At 57.9% G+C, this 23,864-nt stretch carries 1 protein-coding gene; it reads left to right on the top strand.

The genetic code is table 11. The features are described from left to right. Positions 1-130: 130 nt before the first annotated feature. Positions 131-23,860, top strand: coding sequence for a BspA family leucine-rich repeat surface protein (locus Poly24_RS18670; RefSeq protein WP_145098939.1), 23,730 nt, complete (start codon positions 131-133; stop codon positions 23,858-23,860). Positions 23,861-23,864: the final 4 nt, after the last annotated feature.

Here is a 23,864-nt window from a genome sequence, read left to right as displayed (position 1 = left end):
AGAAACAAGACCTAGATAAACTGCGCTGTAGGTTTCATCTGCAGGGATGATATTTCGTACACTCGTTGCGCGCGAATTGGATTTGGGGTGAATCCAAATTCGCGACGCACTCCTACCCGACTTCGACCCAATGAAATCAAACCAATCTTCGGCGACCAAGCCAACCGTTTGTTCCGCTACTGAATCGCATCGCGTCCAACGAAAGCTGGATCGGTTGATGGAGGTGTTGGAAGATCGGGTGATGTTCGATGGGGTTCCCGATGGGACATTGGATCCAGCGGCACTCTCGCATGACGATCCTTTGATCGATGTGGCCGATAGCCGCGTCGATGGAGAGCGTGACGGGGCGTCGCTGCAAGCGGAGCCGAAGGGGATCGTTTTCGTCGACAAACGGGTGGCGGGATTCGAGCGTTTGGTGGCCAATCTGGCGACCGATGCGAACCGCGAGATTGTGTTTCTGAACAAACAGATCGATACGCTGTCGCAGATTGCCGATGTGTTGGCCGATCGGAATGCGGACGACGGAACTGTTTACGACACGGTGCAGACTGTCGCAGCGGGGAATGCGGACGATCCCGATCCGCGGTTGGTCACGCTGGACCAGGCATCGCTGCTGGCAGCTCAAACGGCTCGCCATCTCGAAGGATTCGACGAGAGCTCGTCGGTGGGGAACGCTGCCGCAACGGTGGCCGCGGTGCGGACCGAAGTCGTGGTCATCGATAGTGGGGTCGAGGATGCGGAGACGATTTTGGCGGGGCTGCGCGATGCATCGGACCAGGTGACCGATTGGATCGTCGTTCGGATCGATCCATCGGATGATGGGATCCAACAGATCAGCGCTGCGCTTGCTGGTCAGAAGTCGGTCGACGCGCTGCATTTGATCAGCCACGGCGACGGGCGTGGGATCGATTTGGGCGGGACGCATTTGGACATCGATTCGATCGCGGCTTTCGCGGGGGAAGTAGCGCTGTGGGGCAACGCGTTTGCCGAGGATGCCGACATCTTGATCTACGGTTGCGATCTGGCGAGTACCGAAGCGGGGCGATCGTTGGTCGAAGCGATGGCGGCGCTGACCGATGCCGACGTGGCGGCGAGCGACGACGCGACCGGTCACGAATCGCTCGGTGGCGACTGGGAACTTGAATTTGAGACGGGGCTGATCGGGACTGCGTCGTTGGGGCAGACGTGGAGTTTCGATGTCAGTTGGTACGGCACGTTGGCAACGATCAATGGCACGTCAGGATCGGACATTTTGGAGGGAACGAATTCCACCGATACGATCAGCGGCAAAGGGGGCAATGACATCCTGTTGGGTGGCGTGGATCTGATCGATGAAGGGAATTTCAATAGCTCGTCGACAAGCACCCAATTGGACGTCACGACGGCGAACAGCGGATGGGATGTCAGTTCGGGATCTGTCGATTTCCTGTCGGCAAGTTCAGGGATCTCCTTACCGAATGATCCGAATGACGCTAGTCTCCGCGCTGTCGATCTGAACGATGGAGAGATCAGCCGATTGGTCGGTGGGTTGACGATCGGCGAGACCTATCATGTGGCCTTTTTCATGGGGGCCGATGGCGTCATGACGCAAACCTTGGATGTTGCCGCGGTGGGTGTCGACAGCGCATCGATGTCGGTGACGATGCCTTCGGGGAACAACTTGAGCAACATCGATTGGCAAGTGAAACTGTTTACGTTCACGGCCACGGCAACGTCGCACAGCATTCAGTTCACCTCGACGTCTGGCTCGCCAACCGCCGGCGCGATCATTGCGGGTGTGCGGTTGGTTCACGATAACGCCGCGGACGGTAACGACACGATTTACGGTAACGCTGGCGATGACCTGATCATTGGTGGCGGTGGGGACAACGAACTCTGGGAAGATAGCGGAACGAACATCATTGTTTCCGGGGCGGGGGAGGACGATATTGAGGGCGGCGACGACAACGATACGATCTACGCGGGCGATGGAAACAACTATGTCGACGGCGGGTCCGGCGATGACATCATCATGAGCGGATCGGGGGACGATGAGCTGTATGGCGGTGGCGACAACGATACCATCGACGCAGGCGATGGCGAAAACATCGTTGTCGGCGATGCCGGCGATGACAATATTCAAGCTGGAAGTGGTGATGACTATATCCGGGGCGGTGACGGAAACGATGTCATCGATGGCGGGGACGGCAACAATGTAATCGATGGCGACACTGGTAATGATCAGCTCACATCGGGTTCCGGGAACGATGAGATTTGGTCCACGGAGGGAGCGGACACCATCTTTGCGGGAGCTGGCGATGATGAAATCTACTCCTACGGCGATATGGCGCAGGACACCATTGATGGCGGCGAGGGAGCGGACACCTACTATATCTACGTGGACGATACGGCCGACGTTTTTCAGGACAGTGGGACCGACGGTGCGATCGATATTCTGTATCTCTATTCCGGCGGCAGTGAGACCTATTACATCACGGACCAGTTTTCCAAAGCGGAAACTGGCATCGATACGATCTACAACGACTGGACGGGGAGCACCTCCTATCTTGGCAGCAGCAGCCATGCCACCGCGTTGTACTGGGACTTCAGTGGAATGGAATTGGAAGCTGTCGAGCAGGTGCATGGTGGCACGCAAAACGACACGATCATTCTCGATTCAGCCGGCCCCGATAATCCGAATGCGATCTATGGAAACGGTGGCAACGACACGTTGACCGATGGTGCGGGGGTGCACTCCCTGTATGGTGGTCCGGGAAATGACCGGCTGTATGGTGGTGCGGGAAATGATCGTTTGTTTGGTGGTTTGGGCGTCGACAGCGCACGATACGATGGCGCGCTTGCCGATTACACCATCAATCGAGACAGCTACGGTCTTGCCAACGACGCCAGCGTGTTGCGGGTTCACGAAACGACGATCAATGGGACCGATGAAGAAAACGATTTCGTCTATGGGACTGTGGAATATTTGTATTTTTCCGATGGTACCTACGACACGGCAACTGGCGGGTTCGTGCCGAACGTTCTCCAGGTTCATTCCATGCCGGGGACCCAGGAGATCGCCGTCGCGGCAGGATTGACGTTCAATGCCGCCAATGGGAATTCGATCTCGATCACCGATGATTCCAGCGATCTGTTGGAAGTGACGCTATCGGTCAGCGAGGGGACTGTGACCCTGGGAGCGATCCCTGCGGGATTATCGTTCTCATCCAATGATGGGACAAATGACGCGACGATGACGTTCACCGGGACCGTCGCGGATATCAACACGGCGTTGGATGGTTTGCAGTTCACATCGCCCGTCGACTACGAAGGCGGCGCGGTGTTGAGCATGGAATCGTCCGATCTCAACTTTGGCACCAGCGATGCCGACAGCTTGCTGATCAAGATCGGCGATGCGTTGGTTGTTGATACCGCGAGCGATAGCTCCAACAACGGCGATACCTCGAGTCTCGAAGCGCTCTATTTGGATAAGGGGAGCGACGGTTTGATCTCGCTGCGCGAAGCGATCATCGCTTCGAACAACACCTTGGGGACGCAGGCGATTCGGTTTGATATCTCCGGGGCGGGGCCCCATACGATTGCATTGACATCGGCGCTGCCGCTGATCTCCGATGGCGTGTTCATCGATGGTTGGAGTGAACCCGATTACGCCGCCGACGGCGTGCCGGTCATCGTGATTGATGCTGGGGGGGTAGGCAGCTTCGATACCGGGCTCGAGCTTTCTTTGGGATCGGATGGTTCGACGGTCCGTGGTTTGGTTTTGAGTAATATTTCACATCACGGCATTGAGATTGACAGTGACAACAATTGGATCTATGGGAACTATATCGGTGTCGATGCCAGCGGATTGACGGCTGCTGCGGTCGGTGGTGCCGGAGTCTTTTTGAACGCGGGTGCGTCTAACAACATCATTGGAACCAATGGCGATGCGGTGGCTGACGTTTCCGAACGCAATGTTATCGGCGCTGGACGCAACGGTGTTTTCCTTGCGGGAGATGGTGTCAATTCAAACACCATCGCAGGAAACTACATCGGGGTGGGAGTCGATGGCGAGACGGTCCTCGGGTTGGAATTCCATGGTGTCCGGATTGTTGGAGATGCCAGCAACAATACGATCGGTGGTGCGACCGCGGCATTGGGAAACGTGATCGCCGGCGCTGATGATGCGGCGGTGGAAATCGGGAGCGAGTCGACGACGAATTCGGTTCTCAACAATCGAATCGGCATCTCCGCGGATGGAAATACGTTGCTGGGGGACAACACGTTCGGAGTCAGCATTTTGAATGGGGCCGATGGCACGACGATCATTGGCAATTCGATTGGCGGTAGCGTGCAGGCGGGCATCTTGATCGATGGTGATTCGGTCGGCAGCGTGATCCAGGGCAATACGATCGGCACCGACGCAACAGGGACTCTTAACTGGGGCAACGGCGAGCAGGGGATCTTGCTCGCCGGGGGGGCCACCGGAACCGTGATCGGTGGCGTCGGAGCGGGAGAAGGCAACACGATCGCGTTCAGCGGTCAAGCGGACCCAGACAACGGGGCGGGGATCGCGATCTGGGGGACGGCAACAGGCAATACGATTCAAGGAAACTCGATCTATTCGAATCAAGGAATCGGCATCGACTTGGGAGTCGCCAGCGACGACGGAGCCGATCCGAACGACGCGGGGGATAGCGATACCGGCGGGAACAACAAGCAGAATTGGGGCGAGGCGGGGGGGCCGTCGATCAACGACGCCGGCGATTTTCGATACTACGTCAACCTCTACTCATTCGCTGGCGGAACGACCTACACCCTGGACTTCTATGCCAGCAGTGATCGCGACGGTGGCCAGGTGGAAGGCGAACGCTATCTGTTCAGCCGGACGGGGCTCACCAATCTCCAGTCGGGATGGATTACCGAAACGGGGATCGATGCGACGCCGGGCGAATACATCACCGTGACGTTGACCGACGACACGACGGGGGATACGTCGGAGTTTTCCAGCTATTCCGTCGTCGTCGACAGCGACGGTTCGGGTTCTGCTCCACACGACCTCACGCTCGTCGCGGCGGGCGATGGGGGAGTGGAAATCAATGCCGATGGCGGTAAGGACGCGAATCTTGTTGTCCACAGCGACGGAAACACGGGGAGCATCGGCGATCGAATCGGCGGACTGGGATCGATGACGATCGAAGTCGATTTTGCCGCCGCCGACGGCGCCCACCAGACCCTGCTTTCTTACGCAGCAAGCGATCCGGATGATTTCACGCTTCAGATCGATCCGGATGCTGGCAACGGCAGTGTCACCGTGATGATCAACGGATCGGCGAATCAGGTCGTCGCATCGGGCATCGATTACAACACGCTGTTGGACGGACATCGGCATCAATTGGCCTTCACGTGGGACAACACCGACGGCGATTGGTCGATCTATGTCGATGGACAACTGGCCGAATCGGGAACGGGGTTGGCGACCGGGTTGACGTTGGCGGGGGATGCTGCCAATGGAACCCTGATGTTCGGCCAAGAACAGGATGCCATCGGCGGCGGGTTCAACGCGTTCGATACCTTTCGCGGTACCTATTTCGATGCACGCGTGTTCGATTCGGTTCGCTCCGCCGGGCAGATCGCCGCGGGGGCGGGGCAGACGTTGGCCTACAGCGAACCGGGGATGCTCGCCAATTGGACGTTTAACGATCTGTCGACCGATGGCGTTGTCACCGAATCGGTGGCTGGGAACAGTTTGAAATTGGAAGCCGCCGCGGCCAGTGGTTTTACGTCGAGCGAATCGGTGTTGTCGGTTTGGTTGGACGAAAATGCAGTCAATGGCACGTCGGTCGGAAAGGTTTACGGAACGGATATTGAACGCGAGGCGTTGATCGCGGCGTTCCTGGCCGCGTACCCGACGCTGCATTACAGTGAGGAAACCGACAAGTTCTACAAAGTGTTGTCAGGTGCCTATGATCGCGACGCGGCCGATGCTGCGGCCAGCGGTGAAACGTTGAACGCCAACGCGGGATCGCTGCTGACGATCGAATCGGCGCACGAAAACGAACTCGTTCGCCGCTGGATCTCCGAGACGGGGGAGAGTCGCGTTTGGTTGTCGGGTTCCGATCTGGCGGAGGCGGACCAATGGCGTTGGGATGATGGCACGTTGTTCTTTGATGACGACGGCGCGGTTGACGGAGCGTATGAAAACTTCGCCTCGGGGGAACCCGATGGGGCTGTCGATCCGTCGATCGTCTATCTGTCGATGGGCAGCGATGGCCAATGGGCCGACAGTGCGGCCGCACAGGCAAGCACGGGGGTGATCGTGGAGTGGTCGGCTGACGAGGCGCTCGATCGGTCAAGGATGGTGCTCTATTCGATTCAATCGCAGACGACGCCGGGGGCGTTTGCCATCGATTCCGATTCGGGCGTGATCACCGTCGCCGATGCGTCGGCAATCGATTACGAGACACTGGACAGCCACCAATTAAACATTCGCGTATCGGACAACAGCGGGCAAAACTACAAGGAGTTGTTTACGATTCAATTGCTCGATGGCAGGGAGCCCGTGTCGCTATCGGGTCTTGAAATCGGGACGTTGACCTATACCGAGAACGACCCAGAGCTCGCGATCACATCGACCTTGGAGGCTACCGCTCCCGAGGTCGTGGCGATCGAATCGGCGACGATCGCGATCAGCGTGGGATATGCCAACGGCCAAGACGTGCTCACGTTCGACACGACGAACGGGATCACCGGGGATTGGGACGCAGCGACCGGAACGCTCACGCTGACCGGATCGGCGACGCTGGCGGCCTACCAAACGGCGCTCCGCAGTGTGATGTACGTCAACACCAGCGAAGTGCCCGACGAGACAACGCGAGAGGTCCGCTTTACCGTCAACGATGGCGAACTCGACAGCAACACGGTTCACCGCAGCATCGCGGTCGCCAGCGTCAACGATGCGCCGACCTTCCCGTTGGGGACGGGATTTTTGACAATGCCGGACGATGCGTATCAGGGGTCCGAAACGACGGCGATCCTGCTGCAACCCGATGGGAAGAGTCTGGTGGTTTCGCCCGTCTTTCGCCCCTTTGACGACTCCTTTGGTTTGAACCGCTATACCGAATCGGGCGTTCTCGATACCAGCTTTGGTGGCGGCGATGGGAGCGTGGTGACAAGCTTTGGCACAGGCTACGCTTATCCGACCAGTGCCAGCTTGCAAGCCGACGGGAAAATTGTCGTGGCGGGATCGTTTTATGACATTGACGCCGGCTATTCGGTTGCTGCTTTGGCACGCTACAACATCGATGGCACGCTCGATACCAGCTTTGGCACCGCGGGGATGGTCACGACGGTCGTCGCCGGATTCAGCTCCAATATCACAGAGGTGACGGTCCTGGCGGACGGCAAGATCCTGGGGGCGGGATATGTTTACGATTATGACGGTCTCAATGAAATCGCACTCTTTCAATTCAACAGCGATGGAACTCTGGATGCCAGCTTTGGCGCGGGGAATGGATACGTTACCGCAACCGGTCTCGCGGACCGATCGTTAGCCAACAGCATGGTGGTGCAGTCCGATGGGAAAATCCTGGTCGCGGGGATCATCGGCAACGGTGGGGACAGCGATTTTGCTGTCGCTCGCTATAACAGTGATGGCACGCTCGATACGAGCTTTGATGGCGATGGAGTCGTCAATATTGTAACGGGCGGAACTGAGGCCTACGTCAATGAATTGCTTCTGCAACCCGACGGCAAGATCTTGTTGGTGGGAGACACCGATGTCAATGGCGACAGCGACTCGGTGGTTGTGCGTCTTCTGGCCGATGGTTCCATCGACACCAGTTTTGGTGGTGGTGATGGGATGGGAATCACCGCGATCGCTGGAAGCCACGAAACGATCTACGCCGCCGCGATACAAGCCGATGGCAAGATCGTTGGGGTGGGGGGCGATTATGATCCGGCTACTTTCAAAAATCGTGGTTTCACGGTCCGCTACAACAGTGATGGCACGCTCGATACCAGCTTTGGCGACGACGGGATCGTTCCCTTCACGCTCGGTGACACCAGCTCGGATGCTTCTTACGGCATCGCGTTCGATGACGATGGCAAAGTGTTGGTTGCAGGGAGCAGCTACAGTACTCGAGGCACAGGCTATCTAGTGCGCTACAACACCGACGGCACCCTGGACATGACCTACGGCGCGGATCATCAGTTGGACGGAGCGCCAATTTTCATCGAAAACGGTTCGGCGGTCGTCTTGGACGACGACGTGGCGATCGTGGATGCCGACCTGATCGAGTTGGACAACTTTGCCGGGGCGACCCTGACGCTGCAGCGAAATGTCGCAGCCAACGACGACGATCTGTTCAGTGCCACCGGAACGCTCTCCTTTGCCGGCGGCGATCTGGTCGTCGATGGGACGACGATCGGTAGCGTGACGAACACCGGCGGAACGCTTTTGCTGGCCTTCAATAGCAACGCCACGCACGCCTTGGTCCGTGCGGCGATGTCGCAGATCGCTTACGCGAATGCAAACGACACGCCCGCGGCGAGCGTGCAGATCGATTGGATGTTCGACGACGGAAACACCGGAGATCAGGGAAGCGGCGGGGCGCTCAGCACCGTCGGCAGCACGACCGTCGCGATCATCGCGGTCAACGATGCGCCGGTTGTTTCGGGAATCGAGACCGAGGCGATCGACTACACTGAAAACGACGGAGCCGTTGCGATCAGTTCGACTTTGGCGATCTCGGATGGCGACGGCACGCAGATCGAATCGGCGACGGTCGCGATCAGTTCGGGATACGCCAACGGGCAAGACCTGCTTGGTTTTGTCGATCAGAACGGGATCATGGGCGCATGGGATGTCGGTACCGGAACCCTGACACTCAGCGGTTCGGCAACGATCGCCGAATACCAAACGGCACTCCGCAGTGTCACCTACACCAACAGCAGCGAATCACCGAACACGGCAACGCGCACGGTCAGTGTCACCGTCAACGATGGCGACGAGAACTCGGCTACTCAAAACCGTGATATTGCGATCACGGCCGTCAACGACCGTCCGACGTATGGATCTATCGTCCTTCCCACATTCACCGCGCACGAGCTCACGAACAACGCCCTTGGCGCAAGCTTCGTCACGACAGCCGACATGGACGGTGACGGCGATCTGGACGTGCTTTCCGCATCGTTTGTTGACGATAGGATCATCTGGTTCGAGAACGACGGCAGCGGAATCTTCACCGAACATACTGTCACGTCGACGGCCGATGGATCGCTCGCCGTTTATGTCGTGGACCTGGACGAAGACGGCGATTTGGACATTGTATCCGCATCGCATCTTGACGATACGGTGTCCTGGTATGAGAACGACGGCAACGAAAACTTCACCTTGCATGTGATTACCACGTCAGCCGATTTCGCCGCCTCGGTGACCGCTGCCGATGTGGATGGTGACGGCGATCTCGACATCCTTTCCGCTTCCTACCGTGACCACAAAATCGTTTGGTATGAGAACGATGGTAACGAGAACTTCACCATCCGTGTGATTACCTCGACCGCCATGGGTGCGAGATCCGTTGCCACGGCGGACATGGACGGTGACGGCGACCTGGACGTTCTTTCCGCAGCGCGGGATGACAGCACGGTGATTTGGTACGAAAACGACGGCAGCGAGAACTTTACCACGCACGTGATCGCCGCAGACGCCGAAGGAGCGATGCACGTCATGACAGCGGACGTTGACGGTGATGGCGACCTGGACGTTCTTTCCGCGTCATACGACGACAACTCGGTGACCTGGTACGAAAATGATGGCAGCCAGAATTTCACCCAACATGTGGTTGACACGACAGCCGTTGGCGTGATCTCGGTCGCGGCAGCGGACGTTGACGGGGACGGCGACCTCGATCTGCTTTCCGCTTCATCCGTCGGCGACACGGTGGCCTGGTACGAGAATGATGGCAACCAGAATTTCACCCAACATATGATTGCTGTGGCATCCGATGGCGCGAGATCCGTCATCATGGCGGACATTGATGGTGACGGCGACCTGGACGTCGTTACCGCATCGCAATATGACAACACGGTCACATGGTACGAGAGCGAGGTGATTGCGTTGATCGGCGACAATCCGACCTTCGTCGAAGACGGCCCGGCCGTGGTGCTCGGTTCAGGCGTCGAGATCGAGGACATGGAACTGACCTCACTGGATGATTTTGATGGCGCATCGCTGTCCTTCGCCCGCATGGGTGGACCAAGTCCCGACGATCACTTCAGCGCGACGGGCAATTTGGCCTTCGTCGGAACCACGACCGGCAACATCGAACTCTCGTCGGTCGTCATCGGTACCTACACCAACACCGCCGGCACGCTGACGCTCTCCTTTGCTGCGGGCACCACCAACGCCCAGGTCAACGCGGCGGCGCGGGCGATCGCCTACAGCAATTCTAATAACACACCACCGACGAGCGTCCAAATCGACTGGACCTTCGATGATGGCAACACCGGAAGCCAGGGCATCGGCGGAGCCCGACAGGCGATCGGCAGGACGACCGTCACGATCACCGCTACCAACGATGATCCAACCAACGCGGGCTCGCTGCCCAGCAGCATCAGTGTCATCGAAGACGTCAGCAGCAACGTCGACTTGTCGTTGATCGATTTAAGTGACTTCGATGCCGGCACCAGCAGCCTGACGGTGTCACTGACCACCAGCACCGGCGGCCACCTGACCGCCGCCGCAGCAGCGGGGATTACCGTCGGTGGGACGAGCACGGCGAGAACGTTGACCGGCAATCTCGCGGATCTGAATAGTTATCTCAACACGGCCAGCAATCTCACCTACCTGCATGGCACCGCGGACATCAACGGCGATGCCGCCGACACGATCCAGGTCGACGTCACCGACAACGGCAACACAGGCAACGGCGGCGGTGGAACGATTGATCTCGGTTCGGTCGATGTCGACATCACGCCTGTCAACGACGACCCGACCAACGCGGGCAGTTTGCCAGCAACGATCACTGTGACCGAAGATGTGCTGAGCAACGTGGATTTGTCTGCGATCGATTTGAGCGATGTCGATCACAATGGCGGGGATCTGACGCTGACACTCACGACGTCGACCGGCGGCAATCTGACAGCCTCCACCTTGGGCGGTGTGTGGATTGCGGGCAGTGGTTCGTCGTCGCTGTCGTTGACCGGTACGCTCAGTATGCTCAATGTCTATCTGAACAACGCCAGTGCGATTCAGTATTTGTCAGGCGTCTCGCATGCCAATGGAATCGCTGCGGATACGTTACAATTGTCATTCACCGACAACGGCCATTCGGGAATCGGCGGCGGTTTGTTGATCGATTTTGGGACGCTGGATGTTGACATCGCAAGCGTCAATGACGCGCCGACTTTTGAGATCGGCGATGGGGTGGTGACGACTCCCGTGGGCGCGTTGAATGAGTCCGCCAGTGACATCCTGGAGCAGCCCGATGGCAAGATCGTGGTTGCTGGCTACGTCCACAATGGCCTCAGTTTCGATTTTGGCTTGGTGCGTTACAACGTCGATGGGACGTTGGATACCAGCTTTGGCGGCGGTGATGGGGTGGTGACGACTGCCACCGGATCTCAGGCGGATATTGCTTACAGTGCGACGTTGCAGCCCGATGGCAAAATCCTGTTGACAGGTTTCACGACGGTCAGTGGAACGTACCACCATACGGTGGTGCGTTACAACATCGATGGGACGCTGGATAGCAGCTTTGGCGTCGGCGGGATTGTTGTAAGCAACATTGGTGCGAATGGGGATGCAGGCAAGTCCGTCACGTTGCAATCCGATGGCAAGATCTTGGTCTCAGGGTGGAAGATGAGTGGCGGAACCACAGGGTCCATGCTAGTGCGTTACCACAGCGATGGGACACTGGATACGAGTTTTGGCGGCGGTGATGGGATTGTGGTTTCCGACTTTGGAGCGACCAGTAGCGTTTATGACGATGTGGTGGTCCAGGCCGACGGCAAGATTCTAGTAGCAGGATACCTGGACTCAGGTACCGCGACCAAACGCGATATAAGCTTGGTGCGTTACAACAGCGATGGCACCTTGGACAATAGCTTTGGTGTCGCAGGTATCGTGAGCACTGACTTAGGAGACAGCACCGACAATGCCAGTCGGATTGTGTTGACTGCCGATGGGAAAATTCTGTTGTCGGGCTATAGCAAGCATGCTGGCGATTTTGACTTTACCGTGTTGCGTTACAACAGCGACGGAACGTTAGACTTCAGTTTCGGCGGCGGGCTGGGGGTTGTCACGACCGACGTGCAAGCTGACGATAACTATGCCAATGGCTTGATCATGCAGGATGACGGCAAGTTCCTGGTGGCCGGTCATGTCGCGAGCGGACCCGAGTTTGTCGTGGTTCGGTATCACAGCGACGGCACGTTGGATACCAGTTTTGGTGACGATGGGATTGCGGTCGGGGCGGTGAATGGTGGTATCGTTGGCATCAACAATGCCACGCTCCAGGCCGACGGTAAGATTCTGTTGACAGGTTACCACACGCAAAGCGCGAACAGTGATTTCTTGCTGGTGCGTTACAACAGTGATGGCACCTTGGACACGCGTTTTGGTATCGACTCCAGCTCGCTTGCTGGCACGGTGAGCTATACCGAGGATGGCCCGGCAGTGGTGCTCGATATCAATGTCGAGCTCAGCGATCAAGAACTCGATGCGCTCAACGGCGGCGATGGCAACTATGCCGGCGCCCAGATCACGCTCGTCCGCGACGGTGGCGCGGCCAGCGAAGACGTGTTGGATTTTGCCAACGGCAATGGGATCACGCTCGTGGGGGATCAGTTGATCAAGAATGGGCAAAGCATCGCAACGTTCGATACCACAACGACCGCAGGCGCGCTGGTCATCACGTTCACCGATGGCAATGGCGAGATCCCCACGTCCAGCGATGTCGTCCAGATGCTCCGTCAACTCACCTATGCCAACAGCAACGACACGCCGCCGGCGAGTGTCCAAATCCATTGGACCTTCAACGATGGCAACACGGGCAGCCAGGGCAGCGGCGGGGCATTGGACACGACCGGAAGTACCCTTGTCACGATCACCGCTGTGGACGACGCGCCGGTGATCGCTGCGATCGAATCGATTGCCATTGACTACATCGAGAATGACGGCGCCGTCGCCATCAGCCCGTCGTTGACAATTTCGGATGTCGACGACACTCACATCGTATCAGCGGTCGTCGCCATCGGTGCGGGATATGCCAACGGCCAGGACGAGCTTTCATTCGTCAATCAAAACGGCATCTCGGGCAACTGGAATGCCAGCACCGGAACGCTCGTGCTGAGCGGGACCGCGACGTTGGCACAGTACCAAACCACACTGCGAAGTGTCACGTACGCTAACTCTAGCGAAGTGCCGGACACGACCACCCGCACGATCAGTTTCACCATCCATGACGGCCAGTCAAACAGCAACGTCGTGGCGCGCGATATCACGATCACGAGCGTCAATGACGGGCCCGTGTTTTTCGAACCTACCCTCGACTCAGCCGATCTCTCTTTCGTCCATGTCGAACTGGACGGATATAACAGGATCTATCTCGAGAGCATTGTCTTGCAATCCGACGGCAAGAGTCTACTGCTGGGAACGGCAGCCTCTGGCGGCGTCTACGAACTGGCACTCGTTCGTTACACAGCATCGGGAATCAGCGACACCAGTTTTGGCGGTGGCGACGGCAGCACGGTGACGAGCTTCGGCTCGGATTCTGTCTATGCCGCTTCCGTCGCGCTACAAGCGGATGGCAAAATCTTGGTGGCCGCCAATCAGTATCACGATGACAGCAGTTCAATCATGTTGGTGCGATATAACAGCGATGGGACGTTGGACAGTAGTTTTGGCGGAGGCGATGGGATTACAACCACCAACGTTTCGGGAAGTTATGACTACGTCGAGGAGATCACATTGCAAGACGACGGAAAAATCTTGGTAGTGGGACGCATTACCAATGGTGCTAACAATGATTTCGGAGCGATTCGTTACAATAGCGACGGTTCACTGGATGCCAGCTTTGGCGGCGGCGATGGGATTGTCGAAGACTCTCTTGGCGGTACCGTTAGCAATATTTCTAGCATCATCGTGCAGTCCGATGGCAAGATCCTGATCGCGGGCGGCAGTTCGGCCGGATTGGAATATAGTGTCGTGGTGGCGCGTCTCAACAGCGATGGTTCATGGGATTCGGGCTTTGATGGCGATGGGATTCTGAAATTCGACTTGGGGGGCATCGATTCCTCCGCCAGTTCGGTCGTCCTCCAATCGGACGGTAGAATTGTCGTGGCAGGTTATATCTCGACAAGCGGCAATAGCGACAGCGATAGCTTTGTAGTGCGTTTGCTGGCGGACGGAACGTTCGACACCAGCTTTAGTGACGACGGGATCGTGATTACCGATGTGGATGGGGCAGATGAATATGTGGGGTCCGCCACCGTGCAAGGCGATGGCAAGATCGTTGTCTTGAGCACTTCTTACGGCAGTACGACACATGGCCAAATTATCCGGTACAACGTTGATGGCACAATCGATAGTAGTTTCGGCGACGATGGGGTCGTGAACATTGCGGTGGGTGAGGACTCGGAGGATTACAGCAGCCACCTGGTGATCGATGCCGATGGAAAGATGATTGTTGTCGGCAACAGCTATTCCGATGATGTCATCGGTTTTGTGCAACGCCTCAACAGCGATGGCACTCTGGATTCTACTTATGGAGTGGAGGATCCGTTGGCGGGTTCACCAAGTTACGTTGAGGGCGGCGCGGCGTTTGTCTTGGATGACCATGTTTCCATCTTCGACGAAGAATTGGTTGTCGACGATAACTTCGCTGACTCGACGCTGACGCTACTCCGCAGCGGCGGCGCGAATGCGGAAGACCAATTCATCGCTACCGGAACGCTCTCCTTCAGCGGTGGCGATCTGGTCGTCAATGGGATCACGATCGGCAGCGTGACCAATGACGCCGGAACGTTGGCAATGGTTTTCAATGGGAACGTAACGCAGGCGCTGCTCAGCTCGGCGATGCAGCAGATCGCGTATGCCAACGCCAGCGACACGCCCCCAGCGAGCGTGCAGATCGATTGGACTTTCGACGACGGGAATACCGGTGCCCAAGGCATCGTCGGGGCGCTCACGGCGACCCAAAGCACGATCGTCGCGATCACAGCGGTCAACGACGAACAGGTTCTCGCGGTCAACACCGGCGCGACTGTAGTGGAAGGTGCGACCGCTAACACGATCACGTCCGCCATGTTGCAGACGACCGACGTCGACAATACCAACGAGGAATTGGTCTACGTCGTCGATACGCTTCCCAGCAACGGGACGCTCTACCGCGACTCGGTCGCGATGTCGGCAAGCGATACGTTTTCGCAAGCCGACATCGCGGCTGGTTTGATCACGTACGATCACGATGACAGTCAGACGACGAGCGATAGCTTTGCGTTCACGGTGGACGATGGGGCGGGCACGACCAGTTCTTCATCGTTCCACTGGACAATCACCCCCGTCAACGACGCGCCCTACGATTTGACGAGCACGCCCCTTTCGGTCGCGGAGAATTCGGCCAACGGAACGAGTGTGGGAACGGTTACCGGGTACGATGTCGATTCGGCATCGCTGACCTATTCGATCTTCGCTCAGGATTTCCCAGGCGCGTTTGCGATCGATTCGGTGACCGGCGAGATCACCGTTGCCGATGGTCGTTTGTTGAACTACGAGGATGCGACCAGCCAGGGCGTGACGGTCCGCGTGACGGATGCCTCCGGTGCAACGTACGATGAGGAAATGACGGTCACTATCACGGATGAAGCGGGCGATGTGGTTGCCACCGCTGATGCCATAACGGTTGTCGCTGGGGCTCCGATCGTGATCGATCCACGCGGCAACGACGTCTCCGGAAGCGGCGATCCTTTGGTGGTCACCGAGATCATCGACGCAGCGGCGGGCGACGCGGTCACGCAGCTATCCAGTCCCGGTGATACGGCAACGCTCGCGTCGGGAACAACGCTCACCCTGCGCAGCGACGGTCGGTTGACGGTTGTCGCTGCCGCTGACGGTATCGAAACGTTTGCCTATCGCGTTTCCGATGGAACGACGGACGATTTGGAGCTCGTGACATTGACGGTCGATTCAAACGAGTTGGCGGCGCAGTCGATCGGCTTGGTAACGACGTGGGACACGACCCAAGCTGGTAGTGCCAGCGATACGATCACGATCGCGGCAGCGCCGGGCAGCAGCAACTACACGGTCTATTGGGGTGACGGCACGAGCACCGTTGGTGCCAGCGGCGATCTCTCGCACACCTACGCGTCGCCGGGGCAGTACACGGTCACGATCGTCGGCGATTTTGCGGGATTCAATTTCGACGGCGGCGGCGACGCGGCAAAGATCCTGTCGGTCGAACAGTGGGGGAACGTGGCATTCGAGGACCTGGACGATGCCTTTGATGGGGCGGTGAATCTGCAGATCAACGCGGCAGACGCTCCCGATCTCAGCGGCGTCACCAGTTTGAAGGAGATGTTCAATGGCGCTACCGCGATGAATGCCGACCTGAGCGGTTGGGATGTCGCCAGCGTTGACAATATGAACGGCCTGTTTCGGGGAGCCGGTTCGTTTAATCAAGACCTGAGTGGATGGGATGTATCGAACGTCACCAATATGGCGAGCATGTTCTATGGAGCCAGTTCCTTCAACGAAGACGTGAGCAGTTGGGATGTTTCCAGCGTTACCAGTATGGTGGGAATGTTTCAGGACGCCGGATCTTTCAATCAAGATGTGAACGGCTGGGATGTCTCCAACGTCACCAGTATGGTGAGAATGTTCTATGGAGCCGGTACTTTCAACCAAGACGTGAGTGGTTGGGATGTTTCCAGCGTCACCAGTATGATCAACATGTTCTATAGCGCCAGTTCCTTTAACCAAGATATAAACGATTGGGACGTTTCCAACGTCACCAGTACGGCGATCATGTTCTATGGAGCCAGCTCATTCAACGGAAACGTGAGCGGTTGGGATGTTTCCAGCGTTACTAATATGGTGGGGATGTTTCAGGACGCCGTTTCTTTCGACCAAGACGTGAGCGGCTGGGATGTTTCCAACGTCACCAATATGGGGAGAATGTTCTCTGGAGCAAGCTCATTCAACCAAGACATCAGCGGTTGGGATGTCTCCAACGTCACCAGTATGATCAACATGTTCTATAACGCCGGTTCCTTCAACCAAGATGTGAGCCGTTGGGATGTTTCCAATGTCACTGGTATGGCGAGCATGTTCTCTGGAGCCAGTTCTTTCAACCAAGACGTGAGCGGTTGGGATGTATCCAATGTCACTGGTATGGCGAGCATGTTCTCTGGAGCCGGTTCCTTCAATCAGGACGTGAGCGAATGGGATGTCTCCGGTGTTACCAGTATGGAGAGCATGTTCCAAGACGCCAGCGCTTTCAATCAGAATCTAGGCGACTGGGATATTTCTAGCCTGGCCGTTGCGACGAGCATGCTGTCGAATTCCGATCTGTCCATTCCAAACTACGACGCCACGCTGATCGGCTGGGCGAGCCAAACGGTCAAACCAAACGTGCCCTTGGGGGCGGACGGTTTGCAGTACAGCATCGCGGCACAAGCGGCTCGCGACTTGTTGATCAACGATCACAACTGGAGTATCACGGGGGACAGTTTCTATAACTACGTTCCCGAGATCACCAGTGATGGCGGCGCCGATACCGCGTCGGTACATGTCAACGAAGACACGGCAGCCGTGACGACGGTGGCGGCGTCGGATCAGGACGGTCTGCTCAACACGCTAAGCTATTCGATCTATGGCGGATCCGATGCAGCGCGGTTTGCCATCGACAGTGTGACCGGTGAGCTGGCGTTTCTATCCGCTCCGGACTATGAAAACCCGACGGATGTCGGCGGAGACAATCTCTACAACGTGGTCGTGCGTGTCAGTGACGATCAAGGCGGAACCGATGACCAAACCCTGACGGTCGCCGTCAGCTCCATCAACGATGCGCCGCTGGCCGTCAACGATCCGAGCTTTGTCACCGACGAAGCGACAGCGCTCACGGGGCTTGATATCTTGGCGAACGATATCGACGTCGACGTCGACTTGTTGACGATTTCGCGAATTGATGGCAACGCGTTTACCGTTGGCGTACCGATCTCGCTCGCCAGCGGCACCCTGGTCACGGTGAACCCCGACGGCACGATCGATTTTGATCCCGCGAATGTGTATACGCAGCTGGGGGACATCCATTCGGCGATTGAAAGCTTTACGTATGAGATCGCCGATGGCCAAGGGGCCTTCGATACGGCGACGGTGACCATCCAAATTCAAGGGCTCGACAATCCGATCAGCATCTCGGAACTGACCGATGGGCCGACGATCGACACCGATGGCGAGGTCTTTGAAAGCGATCTGCCGCAGGGAACCGATGCCGTTGGCGTCGGTGAATCGACATCGGGAACGTTCCTGTTGCAGCCGGGAGATGGTCTGGTTTCGCTGCAGATCGATTCCCGAGTCATCACCGCCGCGGAACTGATCGATACCGCAACCACTCCCGTGTTCGTGAACACCTCGCTGGGGCGATTGGAAGTCTCGGGCTACAACGCCATTTCCGGAGTGGTCTCGTATTCGTATACGTTGACCGGATCCGGGGATCACGCCGCCGGTAGCGTGATCGACAACATCGCGCTGACGATCACTGACACCGATGGCGACATCGTCAACGCCACGCTAGGAATCTTGATCCACGATGATCTCCCGTCGACGAGCGACGACGCGAATTCCGTACTCGAGGACAACGGCACGGCGGCGACGGGAAACGTGCTTGGCAACGATCAGGTCGGCGCCGATCAAACGGCCAAGCTCGTGGCGACGGTCGGCAGCGGAGCGAATCTGCCGTCGGCGATCCATCTTGGCCAAGCCTTGTCCGGAACGTACGGTACGATCGCGATGCAAGCCGACGGCAGCTACAGCTACCTGTTGGACGATCTCGATCCCGCGGTCTCCGCGTTGTCGACTGGCGAATCGTTGACCGATCAATTCACTTACGAAGTGGTCGATGCCGACGGCAGCCGATCGACAGCGACGTTGACGATCCAGATCAACGGAACCAATGATTCGCCGAACCTTAGTAGCGACAGTTTCGCAACGTTCGAGTCGACGGCAACTCGATTCGATCTGTTGGCAAACGACAGCGATGACGAAGGGCATGCGTTGTCGATCACTCAGATCGACGGGCAACCAATTCTGGTTGGCGGGCAGGTTGCGGTCGCTGGCGGTTCGGTCACGCTGCACGCCGATGGAACGGTCACGTTTGTCCCGACCGCGGGATTCAGCGGTTCTTTCGCGTTCGAATACGCCGTGGAGGATGCGTTGGGGGGCAGCGAAACTGCCGCCGTGCAAGTGGCGGTCGTCCCCTCCGATTCGCGTCCCGAAGTGACGCTGGATCAAACGCCGCTAACCATCAACGATCCGTTCGATGGGCCGACTCCGCTGGTCGATCTGCCACTGGCGCAGTGGACGCACGACAGCGGAACGGTCGCCCCCGATCTACAGGATCCAACGTTGGTCGCCGCCGCCGCGAATGAGACCAGCCATGGCGGGCTGAACATCGCGATCGGTGGCGGTTCGGCATCGATCCAAGGTGTCGACGCGGCGACGCTGGCCAACGCGATCGCCGACGAGGACTATCTCGCCTATTCGGTTACCGTTGCCGATCCGCTGCCGCAGGACCATCATCTGCTGCTGACCGGCATCGAGATGTTCAAACCGACCGGCGGCCCCGACTATTTGCGAACCGTCGTCGTCTCGCGCGATCCCGATTTTGCGACGGCGACAACGATCGTTGCCAACGATCTCGTCTCGGGAGACGGCGTCGCGATCGATCGCGATCTTGCGACAGCGATTTCCGTTGTCGCTGGTGAAACGCTCTACTTCCGCGTCTATCTCTATGACAGCAGCGGCGGCGATGTCGTTCAATACGACAACTTCCAAGCGAAGTTCACCGTGCTGGATGCCAACGATTCGGTCGCGTTTAGCGAAGGAGATCCCGCGGTCGCTGTCGATGCCGGTGGCAACGCCGACGCAAGCGATGGCGGCGATGCCGATCTGGTGCAACTGTCGATCAACCTGTCGGGGATTGTCGACGCAAATGCCGAATGGGTGACGATCGCAGGCCAGACGGTCGATCTCTCCAGCAGCGGCAATTGGACGGGGCTTGGCGTCGGCGGATCGGTCGTCGATCTCGGTTACAACCAATACACCCAATCGTTCACGATCACAAATTACAGCGGGGCGGGGGACGCGATCCCGCAATCCGATCTCGATCTCCTGATCCGTGGTCTCCAATATGAAAACACTTCGCAAAACCCGAGCTACGGCCAACGAACGTTCGAATTTGTCCTGACCGATGCATCCGGGTTGGCGTCGGCACCGGTGATGTCGAACATTTTGGTCGCCTCGGTCAACGACTTGCCCATCGCGGTGAACGACTCGTTTGCCATCGATCAAGACACTCCGTTGGACGGCCATCTTTTGGCCGATAATGGCGGCGGTGTCGATTCGGATCCCGATGGCGACACGTTGACAGTCACTCAGATCAACGGCCAAGCGTTCGCGTCGGGACATGTCTTCGCCTTGCCAAGTGGGGCAACGATTCAAATGTTCTCCGATGGAACGTTCCGCTTTGATCCCGGCACCGCGTTTGATCACCTCGGTTCGGGGGAACAGGTGACCGATTCGTTCAGCTACCAAATCTCCGATTTTCATGGCGGCTTCGCGACCGCCACCGTGACGATTCAGATCGATGGAATCGACGATCCGTTGAGCATCGATGGGATCGACGACGGGATCCATTCGGGCACCGATGCATCGGTCGATGAGAGTCATCTGGCGACCGGTTCCGCGGCGATGCCGGGAGGCGCGACGACCAGCGGATCGTTTGTGCTTCAGGTCGGGGATCAGATCGAATCGTTACAGGTTGCTGGAGTTTCAATCACTACGGCTCAGCTGTTGAATGCACAGACAGTACCTGTTGTGATTGCGACCACGCATGGCCAATTGACGATCGACAGCTACGACTCCACCAGCGGCCAGGTCGACTATCGTTACGAATTGACATCCGCTGCGGACCATTCCGGCGGTACGGCAACCGAATCGATCGGCTTGATTGCACGAGATCTCGATGGCGACCAAACCGCCGTGACGCTGGTGATCTACATTGTCGATGATCTCGCCATCGCCAACGACGACTGGGACGAAGTCATCAATGTCGCTGGAAACCCGTCGAGCGTTGCCGATGGGAATGTCGTCACCGGACAGGGAAGCGGCAGCGACCCGAACTTCAGCGACGGCGTCGTTGATCGCGTCGGTGCCGATCAAGTCTCCGCTCCTGTTACTGGCGTCGTCGCGGGAACCGGATCGCCGGACAACACGTCGGGCAATCTGGGGCTTCCCGTGGCGGGCGCCTTCGGTTCGCTGGTGCTGCAGGCCGATGGGGCTTACATGTACACGCCCGATTATGCCAACGCTCAAGTGGCCGCATTGGGGCCCGATGAATCATTGACCGATGTTTTCACGTATCAGATCACCGATGCCGACGGCAGCCAATCGACGGCCACGATCACCTTCACGATTCTCGGCACGCCGACGATCATCGGCACGCAGGACGAAGGCCTCGTGACGGGGACCGATGCTTCGGTCAAAGAAGCCGATTTGAGTACGGGCAGCACGGCAGATCCGGCCGGCGCAACGGCCAGCGGCAGCTTTCTGGTGATCGCCCCGCGGGGCCTGGTTCAATTGAAGGTTGCCGGGACGGCGATCTCCGCGAACCAATTGGATTGGGTTGGAGGGGCACCGATCATGGTCGCAACGCCTCATGGTTCGATTCAAATCCTTTCCTACGACCAAGCGACTGGATTGGTCGAATACAAATTCACGCTGACAAGTCCCATCGACCACGCCAACGGACAAGGCAGCGAATCGATCACCTTGGCGGTCAAAGACACGTTCGGCGACGAAGTGCAGAAGACGATGTTGATCGCCATCGTCGATGACGCTCCGGTCGCCCACGATGACCTCGAATACGACAACGGTTCGCCGGGCGTTCCGCTGACCGGCAACGTCACCGACAACGATATCTATGGGGCCAACGGACCGGCGGCCGACCCGATCCGCAGCGTCGTCGTGGGATCATCCGACCCCAACGGATTCGAACACCAAGTCGGATCCCCGATCAATGGTCTCTTCGGTTGGTTGACGCTGAGCGCCGATGGCGGCTTTGCGTACCAAGCCGATCCCGCGCGATCAGCATTCCAAGAGCTTGGCGATGGGCAGACGGCCAACGATCTCTTCACCTATCAGATCGCCGACGCCGATGGCAGCACCAGCAACGCGGAACTGATCGTCGTGGTGTCGGGGCTCAACGAAGCACCAACTGCCGAAGGGACAATCGAACCGCAGACGGCTTACGATGGTCAAACGATTGTGCCGTTGGACATCCGTGGATACTTCGGCGATCGCGATGCGACCGACGTGCTGACCTACGCCGACAATGGCAGCTTGCCCACGGGGCTGAGTCTCGATTCGGCGACGGGGATCATCAGCGGCACGCCGTCGGGCGACGCGTCGCAAACGGGGCCCTACGCCGTGCAGATCACGGCGACCGACGCCGAAGGGCTGACCGCCACGCAAAGCTTCACCTGGAACGTCCACAACGTGGCGCCGGTCGCCGTCGAACATACCGGTACGGTCCACGAGTCGAATGTGTATATCGGACAACTGTTGGTTGGCAACGGATCGGACTACGATCCCGATGGCGATACGCCGCTGCAAGTGGTTGCTGTCAACGGCGATCCGGCAGCGGTCGGCATCGCGGTGACGTTGCAATCGGGGGCAATCGTGCAGATCCATGCCGATGGTAGCTATCAATATGATCCCAATGGGCAGTTCGATAATTTGGGCGTTGGACAATCGGCGCTCGATCAATTTGCGTACACGATCAGCGACGGGCAGGGAGGGACCGATACGGGGCAAGTGGTCGTGACGATTCACGGTGAAAACGAACCGCCGCAAGTGGGCGATAGCCAGATCAAGGTCGGTGCAAACGTTTCGACGGTGATTCCCGTGCTTCAAAACGCCTACGATCCCAACGGCGATCCGTTGACCGTGATCGTGCTGACCCAGCCCGACAACGCGTCGGTCGCGGTGCATCCCAACGGAACGCTGACATTTACCCCCAACGCTAACTTCGTCGGTGAGACCTCGTTCCGATATTTGGTCGAGGATCCGTATGGCGGGACCGCTTCGGCGACTCTGGAGGTCGAAGTCCGTGCGCCGTTCGCGTTCGATTCGCTCAATGATTTTTCCAAGGGCTTCGGTCAGCGGGATCGTGTTTCGGTCGGGACGGGCAGCGAGGACCGTAGTCCGCTATCGATGCAGATCTTCGCGTTGGCGGCAGAGCCGATCGTTTCGGGGCATGCCAATTACGGAAGTCAGATCGTCGGCAGAATCTATGATTCCAGTGGACGTTTGATCGGAGAGCGTACCACCGTTGCCGACATCGGTGGGAATTGGACCATGCAATTCCAGGGAGTCAGCAATTTTGAACACTACCGCATTGAAATCGAACAGAACGATGCGTCGGGCACTGCCATCCCGGGCTTCGGTCTCAAGCACTCCAATTCGACCTACCAAACCTTGCAACCGCTGACACACGTGAGGGAAACATTGACGGTCGAACGTGTGATGCGGGAGATGCCGTCGAAGGCGATCCAACAAGGGCATGGAACGCTCAACAATCCATTAGGCTTGGGGATCTAAGAAC

The sequence above is a fragment of the Rosistilla carotiformis genome (genome assembly GCF_007753095.1).
Taxonomy (GTDB): Bacteria; Planctomycetota; Planctomycetia; order Pirellulales; family Pirellulaceae; genus Rosistilla; species Rosistilla carotiformis.
Note: the sequence above shows the minus strand (reverse complement) of the source record. Positions and strands in the feature narration are given on the sequence as shown.